This window comes from Halomonas qaidamensis, assembly GCF_025917315.1.
Lineage (GTDB): Bacteria > Pseudomonadota > Gammaproteobacteria > Pseudomonadales > Halomonadaceae > Vreelandella > Vreelandella qaidamensis.
Genome location: NZ_CP080627.1, coordinates 1,561,185 through 1,585,663 on the forward strand (window position 1 = coordinate 1,561,185; position 24,479 = coordinate 1,585,663).

The following is a 24,479-nucleotide window of genomic DNA, read 5'->3' on the forward strand; positions in this document are numbered from 1 at the left end:
GGAGGGTGGCTACGTCTCATTGTTAGTTCATTTATTTGCCTGTTCTGGCGATCTTGTGAGGTATGCCTGTGACTGTCTCAGCGACTGAAACTAAGTTCAGCGACCTGACCCGAATGCCGGATGCCCGTGGTCATTTTGGCCCGTACGGCGGCCGGTTTGTGTCGGAAACCCTGAGCTTTGCCCTGGAAGAACTAGAGCAGACCTACCTGAGTCTGCGTGATGATCCCGCTTTCCAGGCAGAGTTTGACCGTGACCTTGCCCACTATGTGGGTCGTCCATCTCCGCTTTACCATGCCGAGCGATGGTCACAGTCTTTAGGCGGCGCGCAAATTTGGCTGAAACGTGAAGACTTAAACCACACGGGTGCCCACAAGGTTAATAACACCATTGGCCAAGCGCTATTGGCAAAAAAGACCGGCAAACCACGGGTTATCGCTGAAACCGGTGCAGGCCAGCATGGTGTTGCTACTGCAACCGTGGCCGCCCGCTTAGGTCTTGAGTGTGATGTGTATATGGGTGCGGCTGACGTGCAGCGTCAGAAGCTCAACGTTTATCGTATGCGACTGCTTGGGGCACGGGTTATACCCGTGGAATCCGGCACTCGTACACTCAAAGACGCAATGAATGAAGCGCTACGTGATTGGGTCACTAACGTTGATAACACGTTCTACATTATCGGCACCGTGGCGGGGCCGCACCCGTATCCGCAACTGGTACGCGATTTCAATGCGGTAGTAGGTCGTGAAGCGCGTCAGCAATCATTAGCGCAAATAGGGCGTTTACCGGATGCGTTAATTGCCTGTGTGGGCGGCGGTTCGAACGCGTTAGGCCTTTTCTATCCCTTTGTTGAGGACGATGCGGTCGCTATGTACGGTGTCGAAGCCGGTGGAGATGGGGTTGAAACTGGCCGCCATGCCGCGCCGCTTGCATCGAATGCACCGCGTGGGGTTCTGCATGGCAATCGCACGTATTTGATGTCTGATGAAGCGGGGCAGGTGTCGGATACGCACTCAATTTCTGCTGGGCTTGATTATCCAGGCGTAGGCCCTGAGCACGCGTTATGGAAAGATGTTGGTCGAGTCAATTATGTCGCGGCAAACGACAAAGAGGTGCTGGAAGCGTTCCGCGAGCTGACGCACATGGAAGGCATTATGCCAGCGCTTGAGTCTGCTCATGCGCTTGCCCACGCGAAGGTGCTAGCACCGACTATGCGCCCTGATCAGCATATCGTGGTTAACCTTTCTGGTCGTGGTGATAAAGATATCATGACCGTTGCGAACATCGATGGCATTGAGTTTTAAGGGCTAGCATGAACCGTATTGACCAGCGTTTTTCCGAATTAAAAGAGCAGGGTCGTAAGGCCCTTATTCCTTACATCACTGCCGGTGACCCAGCACCACAGTACACCGTGGGCTTTATGCATGCCCTGGTAGAAGCAGGTGCCGATATTATTGAACTTGGCGTGCCATTTTCAGACCCGATGGCTGATGGCCCGGTGATTCAGAAAGCCTGCGAACGTGCTCTTAAACAAGGCACTCGCTTAGTAGACCTGTTGGATATGGTCGCTGAGTTCCGTCAGGTCGATAGTGAAACACCTATCGTACTGATGGGGTATCTCAATCCGATAGAACGAATTGGCTACGAGACGTTTGCGGATAAAGCTGCAGACGTTGGTGTTGATGGGGTGTTGGTGGTGGACATGCCACCTGAAGAGGCTGAAGAGTTCGGCCCGCTGTTAAAACAGCGCGGTTTAGCAGCGATTTTCTTAGTTGCGCCTACCACTTCCCATGCACGTGCCGCTACAATATGCGCCCACGGTGAGGGCTACCTCTATTATGTTTCGCTCAAGGGCGTTACCGGTGCTGCTACACTCAATGCTGACGATGTAGCTGACCACCTTGCACCACTACGCGAAATGACCGATTTACCACTATGTGTTGGTTTTGGTATCCGCGACGGTGTCACTGCTGCCGAAGTGGCGAAAGTGGCCGATGGTGTGATTGTTGGCAGTGCATTAGTGAATCGCATTGCAGAAAGCGTTGATGCACCTGAAACCATAGCGGGTCAGTTAAAAAGCGTGTTGGGCGAAATGCGCACCGCGATGGATGCCTAAGCGCATTCCCTCATCGTCTACACTGAATTGATTGACGACACTCATCAAGCTTGGCACTGCTAAGCAATGACGTACACGGAAGCCTTTTTGATATGAGCTGGTTAGACAAGATTGTGCCCTCAATGGGGCGTATCCAGCGTAAAGACCGTCGTGCCAGCGTGCCCGACGGCCTCTGGCGTAAATGTCCCAAGTGCGAAGCGGTTCTCTATCTCCCTGAGCTTGAGAAGCATCACAGCGTATGTCCTAAGTGTGATCACCATTTGCGGCTGACCGCGCGTAAACGTTTGGATTGGTTCTTGGATAAACAGGGTCGACAAGAGGTTGCGGCTGAGATTGAGCCGAACGATCGCTTGAAATTTCGCGACTCTAAAAAGTATAAAGACCGTCTAACGGCTGCCCAAAAAGAAACTGGCGAGAAAGATGCACTAGTTGCTATGCGCGGCGAGTTAGACGGGCTACCGGTAGTTGCTGTTGCCTTTGAATTTACCTTTATGGGCGGCTCAATGGGAGCAGTGGTGGGCGAGAAGTTTGTCCGCGCGGCAACCATTGCCCTCGAAGAGCGCATCCCTCTTATTTGCTTTGCAGCTTCTGGTGGGGCGCGAATGCAGGAAGCCCTCTTTTCATTGATGCAGATGGCTAAAACATCGGCAGCACTTGAAAAACTCAAGCAATCGGGCGTGCCTTATATCTCCGTACTGACAGACCCCGTCTTTGGCGGTGTATCAGCGTCGCTAGCGATGCTGGGTGATCTGAATATTGCCGAGCCTAATGCGTTGATTGGCTTTGCCGGCCCGCGGGTTATCGAGCAAACGGTGCGTGAAACGCTACCAGAAGGTTTCCAGCGCAGTGAGTTTCTGCTGGAGCACGGTACGGTGGATATGATCGTGCATCGTCATGATATGCGTACTCGTGTTGGTAGTGTACTGCGTAAACTGACCCATAATATCGCTCTGCCTAACGAAAATAGTGTCAGTGAGGAAGCAGTGGTTGATGAGCCTTTGGTGGATGAAGCACCGATAGCAGATGCAGCAGACGTTGATGCGCCTGAAACATCTAGCGAAGTCAGCACCGTTAAGAGCGACGATTCAACCCGCAATGTCTAAATCTATAGCTCCTGACTCTTTAGCTTCTGACTCTTTAACTCCAGGGTCTTTAACCGAATGGTTGCACTACCTTGAAACTCTGCACCCTGTAGGGATTGATATGGGGCTTGAGCGGGTTGCTGACGTTGCCCAACGCATGGGGTTGTTAAGTCGTCCGATTGCAACGCAGGTCATTACGGTGGCAGGTACCAATGGCAAGGGGTCGACCCTTGCCATGATGGATTCTATCGCTCGTGTCCATGGTATGCGGGTGGGTACTTATACCTCCCCCCACCTTGTGCGCTATAACGAACGTGTGACGATCAGCGGCAATTATGCTGATGACCAGCAGCTAACTGCTGGCTTCAAGCGCGTAGAAGAGGCAAGGCTTCAAGTGCCTGAGATCAGCCTAACGTATTTCGAAGCAGGTACGTTGTGTGCTCTTTGGTGTTTAGCGCAGGCGGACCTTGACTTAGCGCTTCTCGAAGTTGGCCTGGGTGGCCGTTTAGATGCTGTGAATATCATTGACGCGGATATTGGTATTGTCACTACCATTGCTCAGGATCATGCTAATTTTCTGGGAACCGATATTGCGCAAATTGGCCGAGAAAAAGCAGGCATCTTTCGTGCGGCACGACCCGCTGTGTTGGGTAGCCAAGTTCTGCCCAGCAGTGTGGCTGCTGCCGCCCATGCGATTGAAGCGCCGGTTTACTGCCTTGGTGATGCGTTCAGCCACTCTGCCGACGGTGGCGCTAATGCTTGTTCTGAATGGAACTGGAAGGGGATGACCTGCCAGGGTGAGGTTATTACTCTGACAGACCTTCCGGATCCGGGTTTGCCGATTGATAATGCGGCAACGGCTCTCCAAGCCCTTATACTTAGCGGATTAGTGCTAAACGCAGAGGCATGTCGTCGTGCGCTTCACGAGGTGCAAGTGCCAGGGCGTATGCAGTGGATAGGTCAGTGGTGCTTGGATGTTGGCCATAACCCCCATGCAGCCGACTATGTAGCTAAGCGACTTCCCATGATGCCTGAGGGTGGTCGGCAATGGGCGTTGATTGGGATGTTAAACGACAAGGATGCAGATGGCGTTATCAGTGCTCTGTTACCACGCATTACCCATTGGGTATGTGTAACGTTAGAGGGAGAGCGTGGTCGCCCAGCTGTCGAACTAGCCGAACGTATTGTGTCACTGGGTGGGCAAGTGCATCACTGCTCAGACTCCCCAGAAGCTGGCGTTCGCGCTATTGCTGAACAGCTGGTGCCCACCGACCGGGTATTAGTTACTGGCTCATTTTTTACAGTTGCGGCCCTGTTGGAAATGACACTGCCGCAAGCTTAATCGGCCTAACCGTTGTGCTCGCTAAGCTTGATGGAGAGGGATATGAAATACGGTAAAACGGAACGCATCAGTGGTATTGTTATCCTGCTCGCGCTGCTAGCGATCTTTGTGCCGTGGTTGATGAGTGACCCTGCTCCTCGTGAAGAACGTCCTCAACCCACCTTTGTTATTGAGCAGCCCGTTAAGGCAACACAACAGGATGTTCCGATTCCGGAAATGCCGGCATCTATCAATACGACTTCAACCGCTAATGGTGATCGTGCTGAAGATAGCCCTGGGGAAAGTGTAATTAATAGTATGCCCATTGATGCTAATCCGCGGCAGCCCCAAACAAATCAAGCCAGCAGTGGCAGTACTCAAAGCGCTGAGGAAAGTGATCCCATTGCTGAATTAATGGCCGCTAATAACCGTAGTACGTCTTCAGATACCTCTTCCAGTTCATCTTCAAATGCTACTGGTCCTGCGTCTTCTTCCCAAGGGGAATGGGCCGTTCAAGTGGGAAGCTTTGGTGATGCGGGTAACGCGCAGCGTTTAAGTGATCAGCTTAGTCAGGCGGGGTTTAATACTTATCTACGCAAACGTGATAATAATCTTACCTCTGTTTATGTTGGGCCGTACGCGACCTCTGAAGATGGTGAGTCTGCGATGGCGATTATTAAGCAGCGTGCCAATGTACAGGGCTTGTTAGTACGGGTAAGAGACTAATTTATGACGCTGACTTGGATCGACGCGCTTTTCCTGGCGGTATTAGCACTTTCGATGCTAGCGGGTTTCGCACGCGGGTTTGTCAGAGAAGCCCTAGGTCTCGCCGCGTGGGTAGTCGCGTTAATGGTAGCGCGCGTGCTTGCAGAGCCGGTGGCGGATTTAATGAGCGGCTTCATTGACAGTTTTGATGCTCGCTTAGTATTGGCATTTATCTTGGTGATTTTTGCCGTCATTTTGCTCTGTGGAATGGTGATTCGTTTAGTTCACGCAGCGGTAGAGTGGGTCGGTATGGGGTTACTTAACCGGTTTGCTGGAGCCGCCTTCGGGTTTGCCCGTGGCGCTGTTATTTTGTTGGTGGCAACCGTTCTTATTACGCTAACGCCATTAGCAGAGCTACAGGCGTGGCAAGAAGCTGAGTTACGACCAACCTTTATTGAGCTCCGCGATTGGGCGGTAAGCCAGTTAGACCAGTGGGAGCGGGAGCTGCCGCAAGCCCCTGAGTCGCTTCGTGACATATCGTTGCCGGATTTTCGCGCTCGGGAAGAGCTAGTTCCACAGCCTTTTACGCCAACAAGTGAACATAGTAGCCAGTGAGTGCGTTACTTATGTTGGCGTTACGCTACGCGATGTTTAGTTTGTAATACAGTTAGCTACTGTCTACCAATGCCCGCTCTTGCGATCGAGAAATAGGCAGTGGCTCACATTCGTTTGATGAACGTACGGGTTTGCTACGGTAAACCATGGCACTAAAGCGAGGTAACTTGAATGTGCGGTATAGTGGGCCTTCTGGCCAAGCAGGCGGTAAATCAGGGAATCTACGATGCTCTGACCGTACTTCAGCATCGGGGCCAGGACGCTGCCGGCATGATGACTTGGAGCGAGGGACGCTTCCTACTGCGCAAGAGTAACGGGTTGGTTCGAGATGTGTTTCATACTCGCCACATGGCTCGCCTAAAAGGTAACCTTGGTATTGGCCACGTACGTTATCCAACCGCTGGTTCCTCTAGTGAAGCTGAGTCTCAGCCGTTTTATGTCAACTCGCCCTACGGTATTGCGCTGGCTCATAACGGTAACCTGACTAACTCTGAGCAGTTAAAGCAGGAGCTTTTCTCGACAGATCTTCGCCACATTAATACCAGTTCCGACTCTGAAGTGCTGCTAAATGTATTTGCCCATGAACTGGGCAAGCAGGGCTTGCACCTAGAAGCCGAGGATATTTTTGATGCCGTTCGTAGAGTCCACCGGCGCTGCAAAGGCGGCTACGCGGCGGTCGCGATCATCAATGGTTTTGGCATGGTGGCATTTCGAGACCCCCATGGTATTCGTCCAGTCGTCTTTGGTACTCGCCAAAGTGACGAAGGACAGGATGTCATGATTGCTTCTGAATCTGTTGCTCTAGATGTCGGTGGTTTTGAGCTGGAGCGTGACCTTTCACCTGGTGAAGCGATTTTCGTTGACATGCAGGGGCAGATTCACACCCAGGTATGTGCTGATCGACCTGTGCTGCGCTCCTGTATTTTTGAGCATGTCTACTTGGCGCGCCCCGATTCTATTCTCGATGGTGCTTATGTGTATGGCACGCGCATGCAGATGGGACGCAAACTTGGTGACCGTATTCTTAATGAGTGGCCTGATCACGATATCGACGTTGTGATTCCGATCCCTGATACGTCGCGTACCTCCGCCCTTGAGATGGCTCAGCACTTAGGTGTGACTTACCGCGAAGGGTTTATGAAGAACCGCTATATTGGCCGTACGTTTATCATGCCGGGCCAAACACAGCGTAAAAAATCGGTGCGCCAGAAGTTGAACGCCATTGATGTTGAATTCAAAGGTAAGAATGTACTACTGGTAGATGACTCCATTGTGCGGGGTACCACCTGTAAGCAGATTATTCAGATGGCCCGTGATGCAGGTGCCCGTAAAGTGTACTTCGCTTCTGCCGCGCCGCCTGTTCGCTATCCCAATGTCTACGGCATTGATATGCCAGCGGCGACAGAGTTGATTGCTCATGGCCGCACAGAAGAAGAGGTTGGACAGCTAATTGGTGCAGATCGAATTTTCTATCAAGATTTAGAGGATTTGAAAGCAGCTTGCCGAGACGTTAATCCTGAGATGGAAGAGTTTGATTGCTCTGTATTCGACGGTAATTATGTCACTGGCGATATTGATGATGCTTATTTGGCGGTACTAGAAGCGAGCCGTAATGATGCGGCTAAAGATCAAAGTGCGGGCGACCATGCGCTGGTAGATATGCATAATCAAGATGATGATGATCTTGACGACTAACGCTATCTATTCGCGGTTTGTATCACGATTTTATTGATGTTTTGAACAAGGTGCTCAGCCATGCATGATGATAGTCACCAGAATGAGTGGTCGCTAGAGACCCTTGCCATTCGCGCGGGCCATCACCGTACGTTTGAGCAAGAGCACGCCGAGCCCATATTCCCTACCTCTAGCTTTGTTTATGAGAGCGCGGCTGAAGCTGCACGCAAGTTTGGGGGGCAGGAGCCTGGCAATGTCTATTCGCGCTTTACGAATCCTACCGTCCATACCTTCGAGCGCCGTTTGGCGGCGCTTGAAGGTGGCGAACGATGCGTGGCGACGAGTTCAGGCATGTCAGCGATTTTGTCGACTGCATTAGCATTGCTGAGTGCTGGCGATGAAATCGTGGCATCACGTTCGCTGTTTGGTTCTACGGTGAGCTTGTTTGATAAATATCTGGGCAAATTTGGCATCACGACTCGCTATGTCGAACTGTCAAACGTATCTGCTTGGGCAGAGGCCATCAGTCCAAATACCAAACTGTTGTTTGCTGAAACACCTTCTAACCCATTGTCGGAAGTTGCGGATATTCCAGCATTAGCCGAGCTTGCTAAGCGTAGTGGTGCACTCTTGGCGATTGATAACTGCTTTTTAACACCTGCATTGCAGCGGCCACTTGCACTTGGAGCCGACTTAGTTATCCATTCAGCAACGAAGTATCTGGATGGGCAGGGTCGTGCCGTTGGCGGTGCAGTAGTTGGCAAGCACGACGTGTTGGAAGAAGTGTTTGGTGTGGTACGTACCTGTGGGCCTTGCCTTAGCCCCTTCAACGCGTGGATTTTCACCAAAGGTCTTGAGACCTTATCGTTGAGGATGAACGCGCATTGTGAAAATGCGCTTACTCTGGCGCGCTGGCTAGACCAACACCCAGCCGTTAATAAGGTGTATTACAGCGGTTTGGAAGCTCATCCCCAACATGCGCTTGCTAAACAGCAGCAGCAAGGGTTTGGTGCCGTGTTAGGCTTCGAAGTTAGGGGAGGCCAAGAGGGTGCTTGGAAGGTAATTGATGCCACCAAGATGCTGTCTATAACGGGCAATTTAGGGGATGTTAAAACGACGATTACTCACCCGGCTACTACTACCCATGGACGTCTTTCCGATGCACAGAAAGACGCTGCGGGTATCACACCTGGGCTAATTCGCGTTGCGGTAGGGCTGGAAAGCCAAGCCGATATTCAGTGTGACCTTGCTCGTGGGCTAGATGCATTAGCGGCTAGCTGAGCGAATTAGCGATCGTTTTGAAAACCGGTCATTCGTGACCGGTTTTTTCTTTCCTGCTTTGCAGGAGGCGTTTATTTCCGAATCGTTTTTTACTGCTGATTTTTAAAAACGTTTTTTACGAATGATGTGTTCTGCTTTTTTCAGCGGTGTTTTAAGTATTAAAGCGGTATGCTTTATATAAGAATGTGCTTACAGCAAAGATAATTGATCGCTGTTGTGAACGAGGAAATCAAGGATGTGGCGGAATACGCAGAGTGGTTGGGGAGTCGTTAGTATTGCTCTTCACTGGCTAAGTGCACTAACCATTGTGGGGCTGTTTGCTCTAGGCTGGTGGATGACAGATCTTGGCTACTACGATACATGGTATAACCAAGCGCCGTGGGTACATCGCTCGATTGGCATTATGTTGTTAATAGCTACCTTTGCCCGCCTAATATGGCGCTTGATTCAACCAACGCCCCATGCAGAGGGAAACCGCTTTGAACGTATAGCTGCCCATGCTGGTCACATAATGCTGTATGTTTTGCTGTTGTTAGTACTTGTTAGTGGCTATTTGATTTCTACCGCTAACGGACGCGGTATTAGTGTATTTGATTGGTTCGAAGTACCCGCATTACTCCATGGACTTCCCAATCAAGCCAGCTTAGCGGGCGACGTTCACTGGTATAGCGCTCTGGCACTCATCATATTAGCTGTAGGCCACGCCATCGCTGCAATGAAACACCACTGGTGGGATCGCCACACAACACTCGTCCGAATGATGAATCCTGCCCATAGTCGGAAACGTTAATAATGTTTTTGTCCACTGCGTGGGCAGTTAACTCGCAGTGGTTTATTAGGAAAATAAAGGAGATTTCCACAATGTTAAAGAAAACTGCTTTTGCTACTGCAATTGCCGCTGCGTCGCTAGTGACGTTTGGCCACGCGCAAGCGGCCGAGTATCAAATTGATACAGAAGGCCAGCATGCCTTTGTTCAATTTAAGATCAGCCACCTCGGTTTCTCCTATATATTGGGCACGTTTGAAGAGTTTGACGGCCAATTTACTTATGATCCAGAGGATTTAGAAGCTTCTTCTGTAGAAATGGAAGTGCAGGTGAACAGCCTGAACACTAACCATGCAGAGCGTGATCGTCACTTCTTAAGTAGCGATTTTCTTGATGCCAGTGAATACCCGACGGCCACTTTTACTTCAACTGGGTTTGAATCAACAGGTGATAATGAAGGCGTCGTAACGGGTGAGCTAACGCTTCATGGAGAAACACAGGAAATTGAAATGCCTGTCACCTTGATGGGTGAAGGCGATGACCCCTGGGGCAATTACCGTGCTGGCTTTGAAGGTAGTACCATGCTAACGCTGGGTGATTTTGGGATTGATATGAGCGATTTCCCAGAGTCGATGCACGAACTTGAGCTTTATGTGACGTTTGAAGGCATTCGTCAGTAAGCGAGTGCAGGAAACAAAGCGCCATCACCCTGATAGGGGGTGATGGCGCTTTTGTGTTGAGATTTGTGTTGCGAGTCACAGCAAATAAGCCCCATCTGGTGAGTACTAACGTTTTTTAGCAATGTGGCGTAAATCGTTACTCACTCTGTTTCGAGGAGTTATCTTTGGCAGCCGTTGATATACAGCAGCGCGAGCTGGCGATAACCCTATGGCGTCAAACGTGGCCGATGGCCATTGGGGTATTGGCGTTATTGGGTTTTCAGCTTGTAGATAGTGCTTTTATTGCGCGTTTGGGCACCGCGCCCTTGGCCGCACAGTCGTTCACCTTTCCTTTGTCATTTCTAATTATTGGTATTCAGGTGGGAATGGGAATCGCGATTGCGGCATTGATTTCGCGAGCATTAGGAGCCGGCGAGGAAGCCCGCGCAAAACGGCTAAGTAGTCTTGTATTACTTGCCGGTGGGGTCGTGATCGGTGTTCTAGTGGTGATGTTATGGCTGCTTCAGATGCCTATATTCCGCTTGCTGGGGGCAGATACTACGGCGCTGGTCTATATCCGAGCTTACTGGGGGCCTCAGCTATTTTCGGCTTGGCTAGGTGCTTTGCTTTATTTTATTTATAGCGTGTTTCGTGCCCATGGCGATACGCGGCTGCCGGGTAAGATGATGGTGCTCAGTAGTCTTATCAATCTGGGGCTGGACCCGCTGTTTATTTTTGGCATTGGTTCATGGCAAGGATGGGGGTTGCCAGGTGCTGCTTGGGCGACTGCCATTGCCTTTTCTGTTGGCCTGTTATTTAGCAGTATCAAACTAAAACGTCGCCAATGGACAACAAATATTGCGATATGGCAAGAAGCAGTGCGCTCGTGGCGCCCTTTTGCTGGGATTGCCGCTCCCGCCATGATCAGTCAATTAATGCCGCCATTGGCGGCAATGCTGGCAATTGTGGCTGTTGCTGGTTTAGGGGATGCACAGGTGGCTGCCTGGGGTCTTGCTAGCCGTCTGGAGACGCTTTCACTGATGGTAATATTAGCGATGACGATGTCGTTGCCGCCGTGGCTTGGGCGCTGCTATGGGGCAGGCGATTGGGGGCAGATTCAACAGCTTATGCGGTTGGCACTGACCGTTGCTGTCATTTGGCAGCTAAGTTTAGGTGTGCTGTTGGCGTTAGCTTCACCTTGGGTGGCGATGGTGTTAGCTGGCAATCAAGAGGTGCAAAGTGAACTTGCGCTGTTGATTCGCTTTTTGCTGCCCAGCTACGCTGCACTGGGTGTCTGCATGCTAGTGGTGTCTGCAGGTAACGCACTTGGTTGGCCCCTTCGGGCAATGTTGCTATCGAGCGCACGGCTTTTTATTTGCTATTTACCCTGCTTATGGTTGGGCACGCACTTATTTGGTTGGATAGGTTTAGCCGCTGGTGCAGCGGTGGGAAACGTGTTGGCAGGTATTGTTGCTTGGATGGTGCTACGACGTATTTTATCCCGCCCACATCGGCAGGCGGGATTCAGTAAGTCGGGCAATTAGTGTTTCTTTGGGGCTTCCTGAAAGGAGAAGTATATGAACAGTAATGCCATGCCCAAGTAACCCATGACAAATTCAGGCGCGGCGTTGAAGGCCAGCTTTGGGGCGTGCATCAGTCCTACAAATGAGAAGCCTGCTGCAATGGCGGCAAACGCGGCTGCCCTACGGAATTGATGGTCGATCACCGACACGGTCATTGCACCTAGGAAGATGGCCATAAACATTGCGCCTTGACCCATAATAACAATGGCACTTGAAATATCGCTGACGACTTCTCCAGCGCCTCGGTTGAAGCGTGTCATCACGTAGTTAGCAAAGTAGGGCAGCATCGCCAGAGCAATCGCTGGGTAGTAACGGGTATCGTTGGCTTGAAACGCGGTGGCAATCATCGACATGCCCACAAATACCAAGATAGGGGCCACTACCGAGACCGGAATAATGGCCGCTAAGGCAGCGATGAGGCCAAACATGGTGGCGAGCGCATAAACCGCACCGTTTAAAATGCTGTAGCCTCGTCCTGCTCCCATCCATTTCGCGCCTACTGTTGCGATATAAACGGTAGTTGGAAATACGCCGCCAAATAATGCGCCAATCATCGTGCCTGCCCCATCAACTGCCTGACATTCACGTACATCGTATTTATCGCCAGCCGCTTCCATCGCTTCAACGTTATTCATCGTTTCAATTGCGTTGTAGAGAGTGATGGGAAGCACTACGGTAAGCACTGCCAGCATGCCAGTAAATAGCAAGCCTAGCCCTTCATACCACGCCAAGTTAGGCAGTAAGGGATAAAACCCTAAATGGGTAAACGCATCGCTAAAACGCTCACTACCCGCATCGCCAATTAAATAAGCCATCGCCGTTCCGATCACAATGGCAAACAGCGATGTCGGAAGCTTAAACGGCATGCTGACACGCGCAACTAAGCCTACAATAATGATACCTAGTACCAAGAGGCCAACCACCGGCATTTCCAGGGTTTTAAACAGCATTTCACCGGCAATAAAGGTAAGTGCAACGCCTGCCACGGCGCCCAGCATGGCGGCCCGTGGAAGGTGATACTGCACCCAGCGGCCAATAATGCTAATCAAGGCTTCTATAGCGCCACTAATAAAGCAAGCGGCTACGGCAACTTTCCAGGCTAACTCTGCGTCACCCGTTAACTGCTTGGCGGGAAGCAATACGCCGAATAGAAACACAAACATGACCGGCGTAGAGATGCCGTAGGAGAGTGCGGTGACATCGCTACGATTTTCCTTTCGCGCAAGTCTAGCTGCACTCCATGCGTAATAGAAATTGCCTGCCATAACCGCTACCGCAGCACCCGGTAGCACCTGACCATAGACAATAGAGGTAGGAAACCCCATCCCTATCATGGTGATTGCGATAATGACAAAGTTAGCAATGTTATTTTGGAACAGAGCGAAAAATGCGTCGGTATCTTCTTTTTTGTACCACGGATAGTGTGTGCCAGCAGCCGCCATGTTAGGCCTCTTGGTTATGGTGTGTTGTATACAAGGCTATGCTGAGTTTGCCGAAGGTTTGACTAATCGGTCAAGCATTGCGTTGTAACGGACGCCGCACGGGCGCCCCTGGCTCTGGCGGCAAGCGCGCAATTGTACATAACAATTGCGTGTCTGTTCAGTTGCTTAACAAACCTAAATAACAAAAAAGCCCAGGCTGTCTGCCTGGGCTTTTCTGCTAATCGCATCTAGCTATTACATCTACCTATTACATCTACTTATCACAAGATTACATTACTCATTAACAGCCGCGATGGCTTTAGCAAGGTAAGGTAAGTTCTCGTGAGAGAAGCCTGCAACGTTGGCACGGCCAGAGCGCACCATGTAAATACCGAACTCATCACGTAGGCGATCGACTTGCTCGGGTGTTAAACCGGTGTAAGAGAACATGCCGCGCTGTTCTGCAACGCAGGCGTACTTCTCATCAAGGCCGTAAGGCTTAAGGGCCTCAACAAAGTCGCGGCGCAGTGTATTGATGCGATCACGCATTTCGGTTAGCTCTTCACGCCACATCGTTGTCAGCTCAGAATCATGAAGAATTTCGCTAACAATTGAGCCGCCATGAGCGGGAGGGTTGGAATAGTTTTCACGAGCAACGATCGCTGCTTGGGAGCGTACGTTTTCCATCTGTTCGGCGTCTTTTGCAATCAGAATCAAGCAGCCCGTACGTTCACAATAAATGCCAAAGTTCTTTGAACAGGAACTGGTGATAATAACTTCATCCAGGTTTTCGGCTAGGAGACGAACGCCGTAGGCGTCTTCATCTAACCCTTCACCAAAACCCTGGTAGGCGAAGTCAACTAATGGCAGCAGGTTGCGCTCGCGTAGTATCGCCATCACTTCGTGCCATTGATCTTGAGAAAGGTCAAAGCCAGTTGGGTTATGGCAGCAGGCGTGAAGTACAACAACATCGCCTTCTGGAATTTTCTTCAGTGCCGCTAGCATGCCATCGAAATCAAGGCGGTTATCGGCGTCAACATAAGGGTACTTGTGAAGCTCGATACCCGCAGCAGTAAAAATACCGTGATGGTTTGGCCAGGTAGGATCGCTCACCCAAATGCCTTTCCCAGGAAGCTGATTAGCAATAAAGTCAGCGGCCAAGCGCAGTGCCCCTGTGCCACCAGGAGATTGAGTAGCGCTTGCACGGTTGGCTTTTAATACGGAAGAGTCTGCACCTAATACCATAGGCAACACCGCATCACCGTATGCAGGTGCACCGTGAGAGCCAATATAGGTTTTGGTGGTTTCATTCTTGAGCAGGCGAGCTTCTGCTTCCTTGACTGCACGCATAACCGGCGTGTTGCCTTGTGAATCGCGGTATACGCCAACCCCTAAATCGACTTTCTGTGGATTGGTGTCTTTTTTGAAAGCTTCGATCAGCCCGAGAATGGCGTCTCCTGGGACTCGCTCAATTTGCTCAAACATTTATTCGGCTACCTCGTCGGTTCTGGCGGCAAGAATGAAGTCATTAAGATGCAGGCCTTTTATTTCATGAGACCACCATGTCACGGTGGTTTTACCCCACTCAGTGACAATGACAGGGTGGTGCCCAGCCTGCTCTGCTATGTCACCAACGCGCTGGGTAAATGCCAGGGCATCAGCGAAGTCACGAAACGTAAACTGTCTCGTTAGCTTCATGATGCCATCGTGGTCGACAATCTGCCACTCTGATAGCGCTTCTAAATGGGCTTGGCATTCGCTGTAGGACAGTGGGCTAGTATTGCCACCGCAAGGTTCACAGGCTGTTTTAGCAAGCGTTGTCATTGGTCTCCTCCTCGTCATAATGCTCTATTCAAGGTAGAAGGCATACACAGTCACGACCAACTTCTTTTGCGCTGTATAGCGCCTGATCAGCGCGCTCGATTAGACTGACCAATGGCTCTCCGCATCGGTATTCAGCTATACCAATGCTTAGCGTGACCTGACCAGCGCCGATTCCAAAATCATAGTTTGCAATGGCGTGGCGAATGCGGTCCGCGAGTTTATGGCATTGTTGCAGCGGCGTAAGCGGCAACACGACCATAAACTCTTCACCTCCAAGCCTTGCCACCATATCTTCGCAGCGTAAGAGCTGTTGGGTTTGCGCAGCAAGCTGTTCGAGTACGCTATCGCCTTGTAAGTGCCCCCAACGATCATTGAGCTGTTTAAAATGGTCAATATCTACCATCATTATTGATAACGGTGTTCCGTGCCGTGTGCTTAGTGAAGCTAAGTGCGTCAAATGCACCATGAGCTTTCGCCGGTTAGGTAATCCCGTTAAAGGGTCAGTGTCGCAAAGTTTTCTTAGGCGCTGCTCTTCAGCAACTTGATCGGTAATATCCATCATGATGCCGTTCCAACGGACACCATCTAATGCGGGGAAAGGGTTAGCGCTCACGGCTATCCAGTGCGGCTTTCCGTTTGGTAGTGGGAGTCGGAAACGGGTTGTAAGCGGTAGCATCCAGCGGGCTGAGCGCTCAATAGAGGACATTATTTTTGGATGATCGTGACCGGTTAACCGCTCAATTAATTGATTTGCTTCCTGTGCTAACTGGCGTCTATCGATATGTGCCAACGCTTTGCCACCTCCTTCCAAATAGGGAAAGTGCATCCGGCCACAGTGTGATCGATAAAATTGAAAGATAACCCCAGGAATAAGGGATATTAAGCTGTCAGCACTGGTCGGTGCTGTGACTGTGTCATTCACGGGCATGCGTGAAGCTCCAAAGCATATGCCAAATAAAAGTTAATCGTGAAGGTTAGCCCTAAAACCGTAACTAATATGTAAGTTATTGCTGACATTTTTAAATTTTTTAAAATTTAATTGATATATGTATATTCAAAAATAGAATTAACGAGGTTGGGCAGGGGTTTACTATAGAAAGGTTGGCACCACATAGGAAAATATATTACTTTTAGATATATATAATACTTTTTTTATTACCGAGGTGTTTTTTGAATGCAGTAAAAGGAGCCACTGCCAAGGCAAGCCATTTGGCTGATGCTCAAAAAGTGAGTGATGACTTTATGAGCTTAGATGGCTCCGTCAGCTTAGTAGGTGCGGGGCCAGGCGATCCGGAACTATTGACGTTAAAAGCCTATAAGCGACTTCTAACCGCAGAAGTGGTGCTCTACGACCGCCTCGTTAGCGATGAAGTATTGGCCTTAATTGGTCCTCAGGCCGCCCGTTTTTACGTTGGCAAAGCGAAGTCATCGCACAGCGTACCTCAAGATGAAATTAATCAAACATTGGTAACTTGGGCTAAACAGGGGAAGCGTGTGGTACGCCTTAAAGGCGGCGATCCGTTTATTTTTGGCCGTGGCGGGGAAGAACTTGAAACACTTGTTGCGGAAAAAGTGATGGTCGAAGTTATTCCAGGAATTACAGCTGCCTCTGGTTGTGCAGCCTATGCAGGCATTCCATTAACCCATCGGGATCATGCCCAGTCAGTTCGTTTTGTAACGGGCCATTTGCAGCATGGGGAGTGCTCGCTTGACTGGCAAGCGTTAGCACGCCCTGGTCAAACCTTGGTATTTTATATGGGGTTGAGTAACTTAGCGTTTATTTGCCAAACATTAATTGCTCATGGTCTTGCGCCTACAACGCCCTTGGCGCTGATTGAGCAGGGAACAACTCAGCACCAGCGTACGCACGTTGGTTGTTTGCAAACGCTGCCTGAAACATTTAAGCAGGGTAAGATTGCGCCGCCTACCTTACTGATTATTGGCAGCGTTGTGTCGTTGCACGCTTCGCTTTCTTGGTTTGAGGTTGCTAGCGCAGGTGCGTTAGGCTTTCAGAAAGGTAAGCATTAGACGGACCCTAACAATTAAATGTACTAAGTAGAACTATTTGTCATACACGTTGGTCACTAGCTAGATGTTGCTAGATGTGTATGCTAGTAAAATAATGTCAGGTACTAAATGCCTATTAACGCTGCTGATATCGGTAGCCTAAAAAAGAAGAGAGGGACGCAGTATGTCAGAAGCAAACCACTCGGATCATCAAGCGCCAGCGAATAAGCCGGACATGAAAACGCTTTTTAAGGACAACCGTGTCAAAGGAATTGCGGGTATTGCCGCGATCGCAGTTATTTGGGCAATTATGGCGCAATCTAACTCAGGCACACGTCAAGAGCGTGTTGAGACGTTAGAAGGTCAGTTAGCTAGTGTTGAGCAGGATAATAGTCAGCTTAGTCAGCGTATTGCAGAAATTGAGCAAGCTGAGACTGATTTGAGTGCCATGCGTGAAGAGATGGCCTCGTTGGAAGAGCAGCAGGCCCAGTCACAAAGCGAGCTTGAGTCTGCTCAGCGTGATACAAGCGCGGTACAGTCGCGTCTTGAAGAGTTAGAGTCTGAGCGCGATACCCTGCAGCAAGAAGTTGATGCATTAAGCGAACAAGTTGAGAGTGCTGAGGCTGACTTGCAGGCGCTAAAAGAAGAGCGTGACCAAGTCGTAAGCGCTCGTGACGAAGCGGAGACTGCTCGCCAGGAAGTTGAAGAAGCTCGCCAAAGTGCCGAAGAAGCCCGCCAGGAAGCTGAGTCCGCTCGTCAGCAAGCTGAGCAAGAGCGCCAGGAAGCTGTAGATGAGCTTAATGCCGCTCAAGAGGAATTGTCGAGTCTAGATACACAGATCAGTGACGCTAATGAACAGCTTTCTAGTATTGAGGAAGAAATTTCAACTGTTCAAGATGAGTTAGATAATCTGCGCAGTGAGCGTGATTCACTTACTAGTGAGCGGGATGAGCTGCAAAGCGAGGTTGATTCGTTAACTGAGCTGCGTGAAGAAGAGCAGCAGAGCCTCGACCAAGTACGCACGGAGATGGATGATCTCATGGTCGCGTTAGATATTGGTCGTGAAGAAGTTGCAAATGTTGAGAGTGATATTGAAGCCCGTGAAGAGCAGCTTGCGCGCTTAGAAACTCAGCTTAGTGATTGGCGTGACGAACTCTCCTCCTTGGAGAGTCGCCTGCATGTAAACGATACGGCTAATGATGAAGTGCCCACGCTAACGGGTGAAGAGAGTAACGAAACAGCTTCTGGTTCTGATAGCTCTGGTTCTGATAGCTCTGGTTCTGATAGCTCTGATACTGATAGCGCTGATTCCGATAGTTCTAGTTCTGATAATACTGAGCAAGTGGAAGAAGCAAGCTCTGACAATCAGGAACAACAAAACAGTAATTGAGAGATGCACCCTTAATGTGTGCTGATGGCTAGCGCAAGAAAGCGGATGTAGGTAGCCCCTGCATCCGCTTTTTGTATGTTGGTTTAGATTGTATGTTGGTTTAGAAATAGGCCGCCTAGGAGTATCATTCAATCACGTAACATTCACCGTAAGAAAACAGGAGCGCCATTGATGGACGGTGTAAAACATATAGTGGCAGTGGCATCGGGGAAAGGCGGGGTCGGTAAATCGACCGTTACTGTCAATTTGGCGCTAGCGCTTTCTGCTCAGGGCTATCGCGTTGGTGTTTTGGATGCCGATATCTATGGCCCCAGTCAAGCGCAGATGTTGGGTGTCAAAGAAGGCGTGCGGCCTCAGGCATCAGGTGACAATAAATTTCTGCCGCTAGAGGCACACGGTCTTCAAGCGATGTCGATGGCCTTTATGGTCAACACCCGAGAAGCGATGGTATGGCGTGGACCGATGGTGGTGGGCGCGTTTCAGCAAATGTTAACCCAAACCCAGTGGGATAATCTGGATTTTCTGTTGATCGATATGCCACCTGGTACCGGTGATATTCAGCTAACGCTGGCGCAAAAAGTGCCTGTTTCAGGCGCTGTAATTGTTACCACTCCCCAGGATATTGCGCTGCTGGATGCCCGTAAAGGCATAGAGATGTTTCGCAAGGTCAATGTGCCAGTGCTTGGTGTGGTAGAGAATATGAGCCTTTATCATTGTGAAAACTGCGGCCATGAAGCGGCAATTTTTGGTACTGGGGGCGGTGATCGTATCGCAGAAGAGTACGAGACAACCGTTCTTGGGCGGTTACCGTTAACGCTCTCTATTCGTGAGTTAGCTGATTCTGGTCGTCCCAGTGTAATTTCCGAACCTGATAGCTCAGTGAGCCACACGTTTGCAGCTATTGCTAAACAAGTGGCGCAATCAGTAAGTGCCAGCCATAGCGGTGGTCCGACTATTTCTTTTAGCGAGTGATGACGTAACAAATGAGTATTAAATCTGATAAGTGGATTCGTCGCATGGCACAGAGCGATGCCATGATTGAACCGTTTGAAGCTGAGCAGGTGCGCTATGTGAATGATCAGCGCGTAATTTCTTACGGCACGTCGAGCTACGGTTATGACGTTCGCTGCGCCGATGAATTTAAAGTGTTTACCAACATACATTCGGCTATTGTCGACCCCAAAGCGTTTGATGACAAAAGCTTCGTCGATATTAAGGGCGATGTGTGTATTATCCCGCCAAACTCCTTCGCATTAGCACGAACGGTAGAGTACTTTCGTATTCCGCGCAGTGTGCTGACGATTTGCCTAGGAAAATCCACTTACGCGCGCTGCGGCATTATTGTCAACGTAACGCCGCTTGAGCCAGAGTGGGAAGGGCATGTGACCCTTGAGTTTTCAAATACTACCAATCTGCCCGCCAAGATCTATGCGCATGAAGGGGTAGCTCAGATGCTGTTCCTTGAGTCTGATGAGGTGTGTGAAACGTCTTATAAAGATCGTGGCGGCAAATATATGGGGCAACGAGGCGTTACGCTGCCTCGCACTTAATCTTTGCAAGCCAAGCGAAAAACGCCTTACTCGCTAATAGCGGTAAGGCGTTTTTTTATGGTCAGGCCAGTAACGTTTACGTATTTTCGTCTAGTTCTTCGTCTAGCTCTTCTGCAGCATCTGTGTGTGAGAGCCGCATGCCATGCGGGGGAAGGGGATGGCCATCCATGGTGGCATTTTCAGCGTTATATTGCAGGCGACCTTGCAAGAACCACTGAACCGCAATTGGAAAGATGAGGTGCTCACGAGCGTGCACCTTCTCTTTAAGTGTCTCAACGGTGTCTTCATCAGTGACGTTCAGTTCCGCTTGCAGCACAACGGGGCCACCATCCAGCTCTTCAGTGACAAAATGCACGCTACAGCCATGCTGTTTTACACCGTCTGCCAGCGCTCGAGCATGAGTATTTAGCCCTTGATAAGCCGGAAGCAAAGACGGGTGGATATTGAGCATTTTGCCTAAAAAACGCTGCACAAAGCGAGGTGTCAAAATGCGCATAAAACCTGCTAAGACAATTAAGTCAGGCTCATGGCGCTCGATGACTTTGATCAGCGCTCCGTCATAGGCATCGCGGCTGTCATATTCGCGGTGAGGTAGTGCAACGGCTTCAATGTCCGCTTCTAAGGCGCGCTTCAAGCCATAGGCATCTGGCTCGTTGGAAATAACAGCAACGATTTCCCCGCCAAGTTGGTCATGGCTTTGCGCATCAATCAGCGCTTGTAAATTACTGCCACTGCCGGAAATCAATACCACAATACGTCGCGCGGCTGTTGGCTCTGGCACCATGTCGTTTATGGTGTCGTTGAACATGCCGTTATCGAAGTCGGTGCTGCTCATGCGCGAAGGTTCTCCAAAACGACGGCTTCCTCCTGGCGCTGAATAATTTGACCAATTTGATAAACGGTCTCGCCTTGCTCTTGTAGATGCTCCATGGCGTTTTCAGCGTGGGCCTGGGGCACCACTACTACCATGCCAATGCCGCAATTTAGCACCCGGTGCATCTCCGTTTCACTGACATTGCCTTGGGCTTGTAACCAGTTAAATACTTCTGGGCGCTGCCAAGTTGAAAGGTCAACGTGGGCTGCAAGGCTATCGGGTAACACTCGAGGAATGTTTTCCAGCAAACCACCACCGGTAATATGGGAGAGCGCGTGAACGTGAATGTCTGTGTTACGCATCATCGACAGCAACGACTTCACATAAATACGCGTCGGCGCCATTAACGCGTCGCCAAGTGGCTGCCCATCTACAGCATCATTGAGTGAAGTGTTGCTAACTTCCAGAATTTTGCGAATCAGCGAGTAGCCATTAGAGTGCGGGCCAGAAGAAGCCAGTCCCAGTAATACATCGCCTTCGGCTACCTTACTGCCATCTAAGATATCGGCTTTCTCAACAATACCTACGCAGAAGCCGGCCAAATCGTAGTCATTGCCTTCGTACATACCGGGCATTTCGGCAGTTTCGCCACCTACTAATGCGCAACCAGCCAGTTCGCAACCAGCGCCAATGCCGGTTACTACATCTGCAGCGATATCCACATCCAGCTTACCCGTGGCATAGTAGTCAAGGAACAGCAGCGGTTCAGCACCGGCAACGATCAAATCGTTGACACACATAGCGACCAAGTCAATGCCAATGGTGTCATGCTTACCAAGGTCCATGGCAAGACGCAACTTTGTGCCGACACCATCCGTGCCGGAGACCAAGACTGGCTGCTTATAACCAGCGGGAAGCTCACACAGTGCGCCAAACCCGCCAAGGCCACCCAGGACTTCAGGGCGTGTCGTGCGTTTGGCAACGTGTTTGATGCGATCAACTAGCGCGTTGCCGGCATCAATATCGACACCTGCGTCTTTATAGCTGAGTGAGGGAGTGGCCTGAGAAGTGGAGGTATCGGTCATGACAGATCCTGTGAAGCCTATAGCAGTACGGGTAGTGCTGGCGAAATGGCCAGTGCTGGGGCGATAACGGAACGGATTGTAACACCCAGAGACGTAAGTCGCATCGATGTGCGGCGTTAACCGATGTTCAATACGCTACTTTTGTTACTATTCAGTACGCTAAGGGCGCTAACCATCTTTCCAGGAGGGATATAAAGAGCATGCGACATTCATGGTGGGGCGTTGTATTTTTGGTGGTGTTGGTGGGCTGCCTGTATTTACTCGATGCGGTATTGATGCCATTTATCGCTGGTTTAATTTTGGCTTACCTGGCTGACCCGCTTACCAATTATTTTCAGCGCTTAGGCATGAAGCGACCTTGGGCGGTGAGTAGCGTATTTTTAGTTTTGTTGCTGATTCTTATCTTAAGCCTGCTCGTTTTAATACCGCTGGTTGTTCAGCAGACGAAACAGTTAGGAGAGGCGTTACCGAGTGTCTTTAATTGGGTAGAAAACATTTTGGCACCGCAAGTACAAGAGTGGACAGGGTATGATCTAGGGGCAGAGTTAACGAACGTTCGGGAAACATTAGTCGAGAATTGGCGTGATGCGGGTAGCTATGCGGCTCAGGCGTTAAGTCAAATAGGTCGTTCGGGTATGGCTTTTGTTTCCTGGGTCACTTACGTTGCTTTGATCCCAGTCGTCACATTTTATTTGTTACTTGATTGGAGCCGGCTGCTTTCAAGCCTTGCTGATTTGGTTCCCCGTCAATGGACAAGTGATGTTTTCCGGTTGGCCCAGCGCTGCGATGAAGTTCTATCCGCCTTTCTGCGTGGTCAGCTACTGGTTATGCTGTGCTTAGGCATTATTTATGCAGCAGGCTTAACGTTAATGGGTTTGAATTTTGGCTTGCTGATTGGTGTTGTGTCTGGGCTTGTTAGTATTGTGCCATTCCTGGGTTTCATTGTGGGTTTGGTGGTGGCCCTCATTGTTGCGCTTTTCCAATTTGATACGTGGTGGGCTGTGCTGGGGGTGATCGCGGTATTTGGTATCGGTCAAGCGGCAGAAAGTGTCATACTTCAGCCTAAACTGTTAGGCGATAAAATCGGTTTGCATCCTGTTGCGGTTATTTTTGCAGTACTGGCGGGGGGGCATCTGTTTGGCCTTACAGGGGTGCTTTTAGCATTGCCTGCCGCAGCGGTCATTATGGTGCTTTTAAGGGAAGTTAAAGATCGTTATAAAGGCAGCGCTCTCTATGATGCCGAGCAACGTCCGACAGAACAGCAACATCATAATGATGGACAGGGTCGTCACGATGAAAGGGAGTCACCATGAGCCGATTACCGGCACAGCTACCGCTTGGGGTAGGGTTGCGAGACGACGCGACATTTAATAATTACTATGCCTCACAAGCAAATGCGTCATTAATGGAGTACTTGAGCCGACAGCTTAAGTCGGATGCTGAGCCATTCTTGTATTTATGGGGCGCGCCGGGCAGTGGCCGAAGCCATCTTTTACAGGCGGCATGTCACGCTGCCTCCGATGCAGACAAGCGAGCGCTCTACCTTCCGCTGTCAGATCTTGGCCACTTTCCACCGCTTATGCTGGAGGATATAGAGTGTCTGGACCTTGTCGCCATTGATGATCTTGAATATGTGATAGGTCGTAAGCGCTGGGAAGAGGCGCTATTTCACGCCTTTAATCGGCTGCGCGATGCGGGAAAAGCCTTAGTAATCGCTGCTAATACGTCTCCGCGCCAGTTAGACGTTGCCTTGCCTGATTTGGCGTCACGATTAACGTGGGGAGTTACCTTTCATCTACATCCACTGGATGATAACGAGCGCTTAGCGGCATTAAAGCTTCGTGCTAACGTACGGGGAATGCAGTTGCCTGATGACGTAGGGCGCTACATTATGCATCGTGGGCCACGTGAGCTAGGAGAGTTGTGTCGTGCACTTGAGACGCTTGATAAAGCGTCGCTATCCGCTAAGCGGAAGTTGACTATACCTTTCGTCAAGTCGGCGCTTAATTGGTAACACATAATAAGCAAAACGCCCCTGCCAGATCACTGGCAGGGGCGTTTTAGTAACAGCAAGTCAATAACCGAAACAGGTTAAGCTGTTTTGCTCATTTTGCTGGCTGCTGCTTGTGCTTGCTTAACGTTATCTTCAGTCAGTTTTTGACCTTTCTGCAAGAAGTCTTGCTGAAGAGCGACCACTTTATCCGCATCGCCTTTTACACGCTCAGCCAGTTCTTTAGCCACTTTCTGCTGACCTTCCATATAGCTACGCAGGCCGCTGGCATCTTTAACGCTCATCAGCTGACGCATTTGGGCGATGCCGGTATCTACGTAAGATTTGTTGGCATCAAGCTGTGCGTTAAGCATTTTTTCAGAATAGTCGATACTTAGCGTCATATAGGCACGTACAGGTGCCATGAAGAAGTTATCGAACTGCTGAGTCATTTCGTTGGTGTTAAATGTTTGCATGGTAAACACTCCTGTTCCATTGCTCACTAATCGGCCCAATGATTGGCGGTGCCGTTAGTGTTGGTTGATCAGCAACGGTTTTGTTAAGCATTCACCGCGGCTGATATCTAGTTATCTTGCGTT

Annotated in this window: 24 protein-coding genes; 17 read left to right on the plus strand and 7 right to left on the minus strand. The window is 50.2% G+C overall.

What is annotated here, in order from left to right; all coding sequences use genetic code 11:
• Positions 1-62: 62 nt before the first annotated feature.
• The 11 genes from trpB to K1Y77_RS07300 all read left to right on the plus strand — a co-directional run bounded on the left by trpB (position 63) and on the right by K1Y77_RS07300 (position 11,760).
• Positions 63-1,301, plus strand: a complete 1,239-nt coding sequence (trpB, locus tag K1Y77_RS07250) for a tryptophan synthase subunit beta (RefSeq protein WP_030069333.1) — start codon at positions 63-65, stop codon at positions 1,299-1,301.
• Positions 1,302-1,309: 8 nt separating this feature from the next.
• Positions 1,310-2,113, plus strand: coding sequence for a tryptophan synthase subunit alpha (gene trpA, locus K1Y77_RS07255; RefSeq protein ID WP_264018347.1), 804 nt, complete (start codon positions 1,310-1,312; stop codon positions 2,111-2,113).
• Positions 2,114-2,205: 92 nt separating this feature from the next.
• The gene (gene accD / locus K1Y77_RS07260) at positions 2,206-3,216 is read left to right on the plus strand and encodes an acetyl-CoA carboxylase, carboxyltransferase subunit beta (protein ID WP_030069337.1); all 1,011 of its coding nucleotides are present in this window, start codon (positions 2,206-2,208) and stop codon (positions 3,214-3,216) included.
• A complete protein-coding gene (gene folC, locus K1Y77_RS07265) occupies positions 3,209-4,537 on the plus strand; it encodes a bifunctional tetrahydrofolate synthase/dihydrofolate synthase (RefSeq protein ID WP_264431104.1) in 1,329 nt (442 codons plus the stop codon). Before accD ends, folC begins: the two co-directional genes overlap by 8 nt.
• Positions 4,538-4,579: 42 nt before the next feature.
• Positions 4,580-5,242: an SPOR domain-containing protein gene (locus K1Y77_RS07270; RefSeq protein ID WP_264431106.1), complete on the plus strand. Its 663-nt coding sequence runs from the start codon at positions 4,580-4,582 to the stop codon at positions 5,240-5,242.
• A gap of 3 nt (positions 5,243-5,245) precedes the next feature.
• Positions 5,246-5,836, plus strand: coding sequence for a CvpA family protein (locus K1Y77_RS07275; RefSeq protein ID WP_030069343.1), 591 nt, complete (start codon positions 5,246-5,248; stop codon positions 5,834-5,836).
• Positions 5,837-6,007: 171 nt separating this feature from the next.
• The gene (purF, locus tag K1Y77_RS07280; protein ID WP_030069345.1) at positions 6,008-7,531 is read left to right on the plus strand and encodes an amidophosphoribosyltransferase; all 1,524 of its coding nucleotides are present in this window, start codon (positions 6,008-6,010) and stop codon (positions 7,529-7,531) included.
• 60 nt (positions 7,532-7,591) lie between these two features.
• Positions 7,592-8,791, plus strand: coding sequence for an O-succinylhomoserine sulfhydrylase (locus tag K1Y77_RS07285; protein ID WP_030069347.1), 1,200 nt, complete (start codon positions 7,592-7,594; stop codon positions 8,789-8,791).
• Between the two features lie 235 nt (positions 8,792-9,026).
• Positions 9,027-9,581, plus strand: coding sequence for a cytochrome b (locus tag K1Y77_RS07290; RefSeq protein ID WP_264431108.1), 555 nt, complete (start codon positions 9,027-9,029; stop codon positions 9,579-9,581).
• 71 nt (positions 9,582-9,652) lie between these two features.
• On the plus strand, positions 9,653-10,237 hold the full coding sequence (locus tag K1Y77_RS07295) for a YceI family protein (protein WP_030069351.1): 585 nt from the start codon (positions 9,653-9,655) through the stop codon (positions 10,235-10,237).
• 164 nt (positions 10,238-10,401) lie between these two features.
• On the plus strand, positions 10,402-11,760 hold the full coding sequence (locus tag K1Y77_RS07300) for an MATE family efflux transporter (RefSeq protein ID WP_030069354.1): 1,359 nt from the start codon (positions 10,402-10,404) through the stop codon (positions 11,758-11,760).
• Here the strand turns inward: K1Y77_RS07300 and K1Y77_RS07305 are convergent.
• From K1Y77_RS07305 to K1Y77_RS07320, 4 genes are all read right to left on the minus strand, one after another.
• Complete coding sequence (locus K1Y77_RS07305) at positions 11,757-13,241, minus strand: uracil permease (RefSeq protein ID WP_030069356.1); 1,485 nt, start codon at positions 13,239-13,241, stop codon at positions 11,757-11,759. The genes K1Y77_RS07300 and K1Y77_RS07305 overlap by 4 nt on opposite strands.
• Positions 13,242-13,514: 273 nt before the next feature.
• Positions 13,515-14,705 carry an amino acid aminotransferase gene (locus tag K1Y77_RS07310; RefSeq protein WP_264018345.1) on the minus strand — a complete coding sequence of 397 codons (1,191 nt, stop codon included), beginning with the start codon at positions 14,703-14,705 and terminating at the stop codon, positions 13,515-13,517.
• Positions 14,706-15,044, minus strand: coding sequence for a 4a-hydroxytetrahydrobiopterin dehydratase (locus K1Y77_RS07315; RefSeq protein WP_030069360.1), 339 nt, complete (start codon positions 15,042-15,044; stop codon positions 14,706-14,708).
• Positions 15,045-15,072: 28 nt separating this feature from the next.
• Complete coding sequence (locus K1Y77_RS07320; protein ID WP_264018344.1) at positions 15,073-15,972, minus strand: sensor domain-containing diguanylate cyclase; 900 nt, start codon at positions 15,970-15,972, stop codon at positions 15,073-15,075.
• Between the two features lie 314 nt (positions 15,973-16,286).
• On the opposite strand from K1Y77_RS07320, the gene cobA reads away from it, so the two are divergent.
• The 4 genes from cobA (at position 16,287) to dcd (ending at position 19,991) form a co-directional block, all read left to right on the plus strand.
• A complete protein-coding gene (cobA, locus tag K1Y77_RS07325) occupies positions 16,287-17,072 on the plus strand; it encodes a uroporphyrinogen-III C-methyltransferase (protein ID WP_030069364.1) in 786 nt (261 codons plus the stop codon).
• A gap of 163 nt (positions 17,073-17,235) precedes the next feature.
• On the plus strand, positions 17,236-18,441 hold the full coding sequence (locus K1Y77_RS07330) for a coiled-coil domain-containing protein (RefSeq protein ID WP_264431111.1): 1,206 nt from the start codon (positions 17,236-17,238) through the stop codon (positions 18,439-18,441).
• A 171-nt stretch (positions 18,442-18,612) separates the two neighbouring features.
• Entirely contained in the window at positions 18,613-19,413 is an 801-nt protein-coding gene (gene apbC / locus K1Y77_RS07335) for an iron-sulfur cluster carrier protein ApbC (RefSeq protein WP_051690098.1), read from the plus strand.
• Between the two features lie 11 nt (positions 19,414-19,424).
• Positions 19,425-19,991 carry a dCTP deaminase gene (gene dcd / locus K1Y77_RS07340; RefSeq protein WP_009723443.1) on the plus strand — a complete coding sequence of 189 codons (567 nt, stop codon included), beginning with the start codon at positions 19,425-19,427 and terminating at the stop codon, positions 19,989-19,991.
• A gap of 76 nt (positions 19,992-20,067) precedes the next feature.
• On the opposite strand, the gene purN is transcribed toward dcd, so the two are convergent.
• The gene (purN, locus tag K1Y77_RS07345; protein WP_264431114.1) at positions 20,068-20,826 is read right to left on the minus strand and encodes a phosphoribosylglycinamide formyltransferase; all 759 of its coding nucleotides are present in this window, start codon (positions 20,824-20,826) and stop codon (positions 20,068-20,070) included.
• The gene (gene purM / locus K1Y77_RS07350; RefSeq protein ID WP_264431116.1) at positions 20,823-21,890 is read right to left on the minus strand and encodes a phosphoribosylformylglycinamidine cyclo-ligase; all 1,068 of its coding nucleotides are present in this window, start codon (positions 21,888-21,890) and stop codon (positions 20,823-20,825) included. Before purM ends, purN begins: the two co-directional genes overlap by 4 nt.
• A gap of 200 nt (positions 21,891-22,090) precedes the next feature.
• Here purM and K1Y77_RS07355 point away from each other — a divergent pair, with 200 nt between their 5' ends.
• Entirely contained in the window at positions 22,091-23,203 is a 1,113-nt protein-coding gene (locus K1Y77_RS07355; RefSeq protein WP_030069374.1) for an AI-2E family transporter, read from the plus strand.
• Positions 23,200-23,904 carry a DnaA regulatory inactivator Hda gene (gene hda, locus K1Y77_RS07360; RefSeq protein WP_264431118.1) on the plus strand — a complete coding sequence of 235 codons (705 nt, stop codon included), beginning with the start codon at positions 23,200-23,202 and terminating at the stop codon, positions 23,902-23,904. The genes K1Y77_RS07355 and hda overlap by 4 nt, the downstream gene beginning before the upstream one ends.
• Before the next feature lie 77 nt (positions 23,905-23,981).
• Here the strand turns inward: hda and K1Y77_RS07365 are convergent, their stop codons facing one another.
• A complete protein-coding gene (locus K1Y77_RS07365) occupies positions 23,982-24,356 on the minus strand; it encodes a phasin family protein (protein ID WP_030069379.1) in 375 nt (124 codons plus the stop codon).
• Positions 24,357-24,479: the final 123 nt, after the last annotated feature.

Bases quoted from the DNA above. Each gene is read 5' to 3' on its own strand.
- trpB (WP_030069333.1), top strand. From the start codon at position 63: ATGCCTGTGACTGTCTCAGCGACTGAAACTAAGTTCAGCGACCTGACC.
- trpA (WP_264018347.1), top strand. From the start codon at position 1,310: ATGAACCGTATTGACCAGCGTTTTTCCGAATTAAAAGAGCAGGGTCGT.
- accD (WP_030069337.1), top strand. From the start codon at position 2,206: ATGAGCTGGTTAGACAAGATTGTGCCCTCAATGGGGCGTATCCAGCGT.
- folC (WP_264431104.1), top strand. From the start codon at position 3,209: ATGTCTAAATCTATAGCTCCTGACTCTTTAGCTTCTGACTCTTTAACT.
- K1Y77_RS07270 (WP_264431106.1), top strand. From the start codon at position 4,580: ATGAAATACGGTAAAACGGAACGCATCAGTGGTATTGTTATCCTGCTC.
- K1Y77_RS07275 (WP_030069343.1), top strand. From the start codon at position 5,246: ATGACGCTGACTTGGATCGACGCGCTTTTCCTGGCGGTATTAGCACTT.
- purF (WP_030069345.1), top strand. From the start codon at position 6,008: ATGTGCGGTATAGTGGGCCTTCTGGCCAAGCAGGCGGTAAATCAGGGA.
- K1Y77_RS07285 (WP_030069347.1), top strand. From the start codon at position 7,592: ATGCATGATGATAGTCACCAGAATGAGTGGTCGCTAGAGACCCTTGCC.
- K1Y77_RS07290 (WP_264431108.1), top strand. From the start codon at position 9,027: ATGTGGCGGAATACGCAGAGTGGTTGGGGAGTCGTTAGTATTGCTCTT.
- K1Y77_RS07295 (WP_030069351.1), top strand. From the start codon at position 9,653: ATGTTAAAGAAAACTGCTTTTGCTACTGCAATTGCCGCTGCGTCGCTA.
- K1Y77_RS07305 (WP_030069356.1), bottom strand. From the start codon at position 13,241: ATGGCGGCTGCTGGCACACACTATCCGTGGTACAAAAAAGAAGATACC.
- K1Y77_RS07310 (WP_264018345.1), bottom strand. From the start codon at position 14,705: ATGTTTGAGCAAATTGAGCGAGTCCCAGGAGACGCCATTCTCGGGCTG.
- K1Y77_RS07315 (WP_030069360.1), bottom strand. From the start codon at position 15,044: ATGACAACGCTTGCTAAAACAGCCTGTGAACCTTGCGGTGGCAATACT.
- K1Y77_RS07320 (WP_264018344.1), bottom strand. From the start codon at position 15,972: ATGCCCGTGAATGACACAGTCACAGCACCGACCAGTGCTGACAGCTTA.
- cobA (WP_030069364.1), top strand. From the start codon at position 16,287: ATGAGCTTAGATGGCTCCGTCAGCTTAGTAGGTGCGGGGCCAGGCGAT.
- K1Y77_RS07330 (WP_264431111.1), top strand. From the start codon at position 17,236: ATGTCAGAAGCAAACCACTCGGATCATCAAGCGCCAGCGAATAAGCCG.
- apbC (WP_051690098.1), top strand. From the start codon at position 18,613: ATGGACGGTGTAAAACATATAGTGGCAGTGGCATCGGGGAAAGGCGGG.
- dcd (WP_009723443.1), top strand. From the start codon at position 19,425: ATGAGTATTAAATCTGATAAGTGGATTCGTCGCATGGCACAGAGCGAT.
- purN (WP_264431114.1), bottom strand. From the start codon at position 20,826: ATGAGCAGCACCGACTTCGATAACGGCATGTTCAACGACACCATAAAC.
- purM (WP_264431116.1), bottom strand. From the start codon at position 21,890: ATGACCGATACCTCCACTTCTCAGGCCACTCCCTCACTCAGCTATAAA.
- K1Y77_RS07355 (WP_030069374.1), top strand. From the start codon at position 22,091: ATGCGACATTCATGGTGGGGCGTTGTATTTTTGGTGGTGTTGGTGGGC.
- hda (WP_264431118.1), top strand. From the start codon at position 23,200: ATGAGCCGATTACCGGCACAGCTACCGCTTGGGGTAGGGTTGCGAGAC.
- K1Y77_RS07365 (WP_030069379.1), bottom strand. From the start codon at position 24,356: ATGCAAACATTTAACACCAACGAAATGACTCAGCAGTTCGATAACTTC.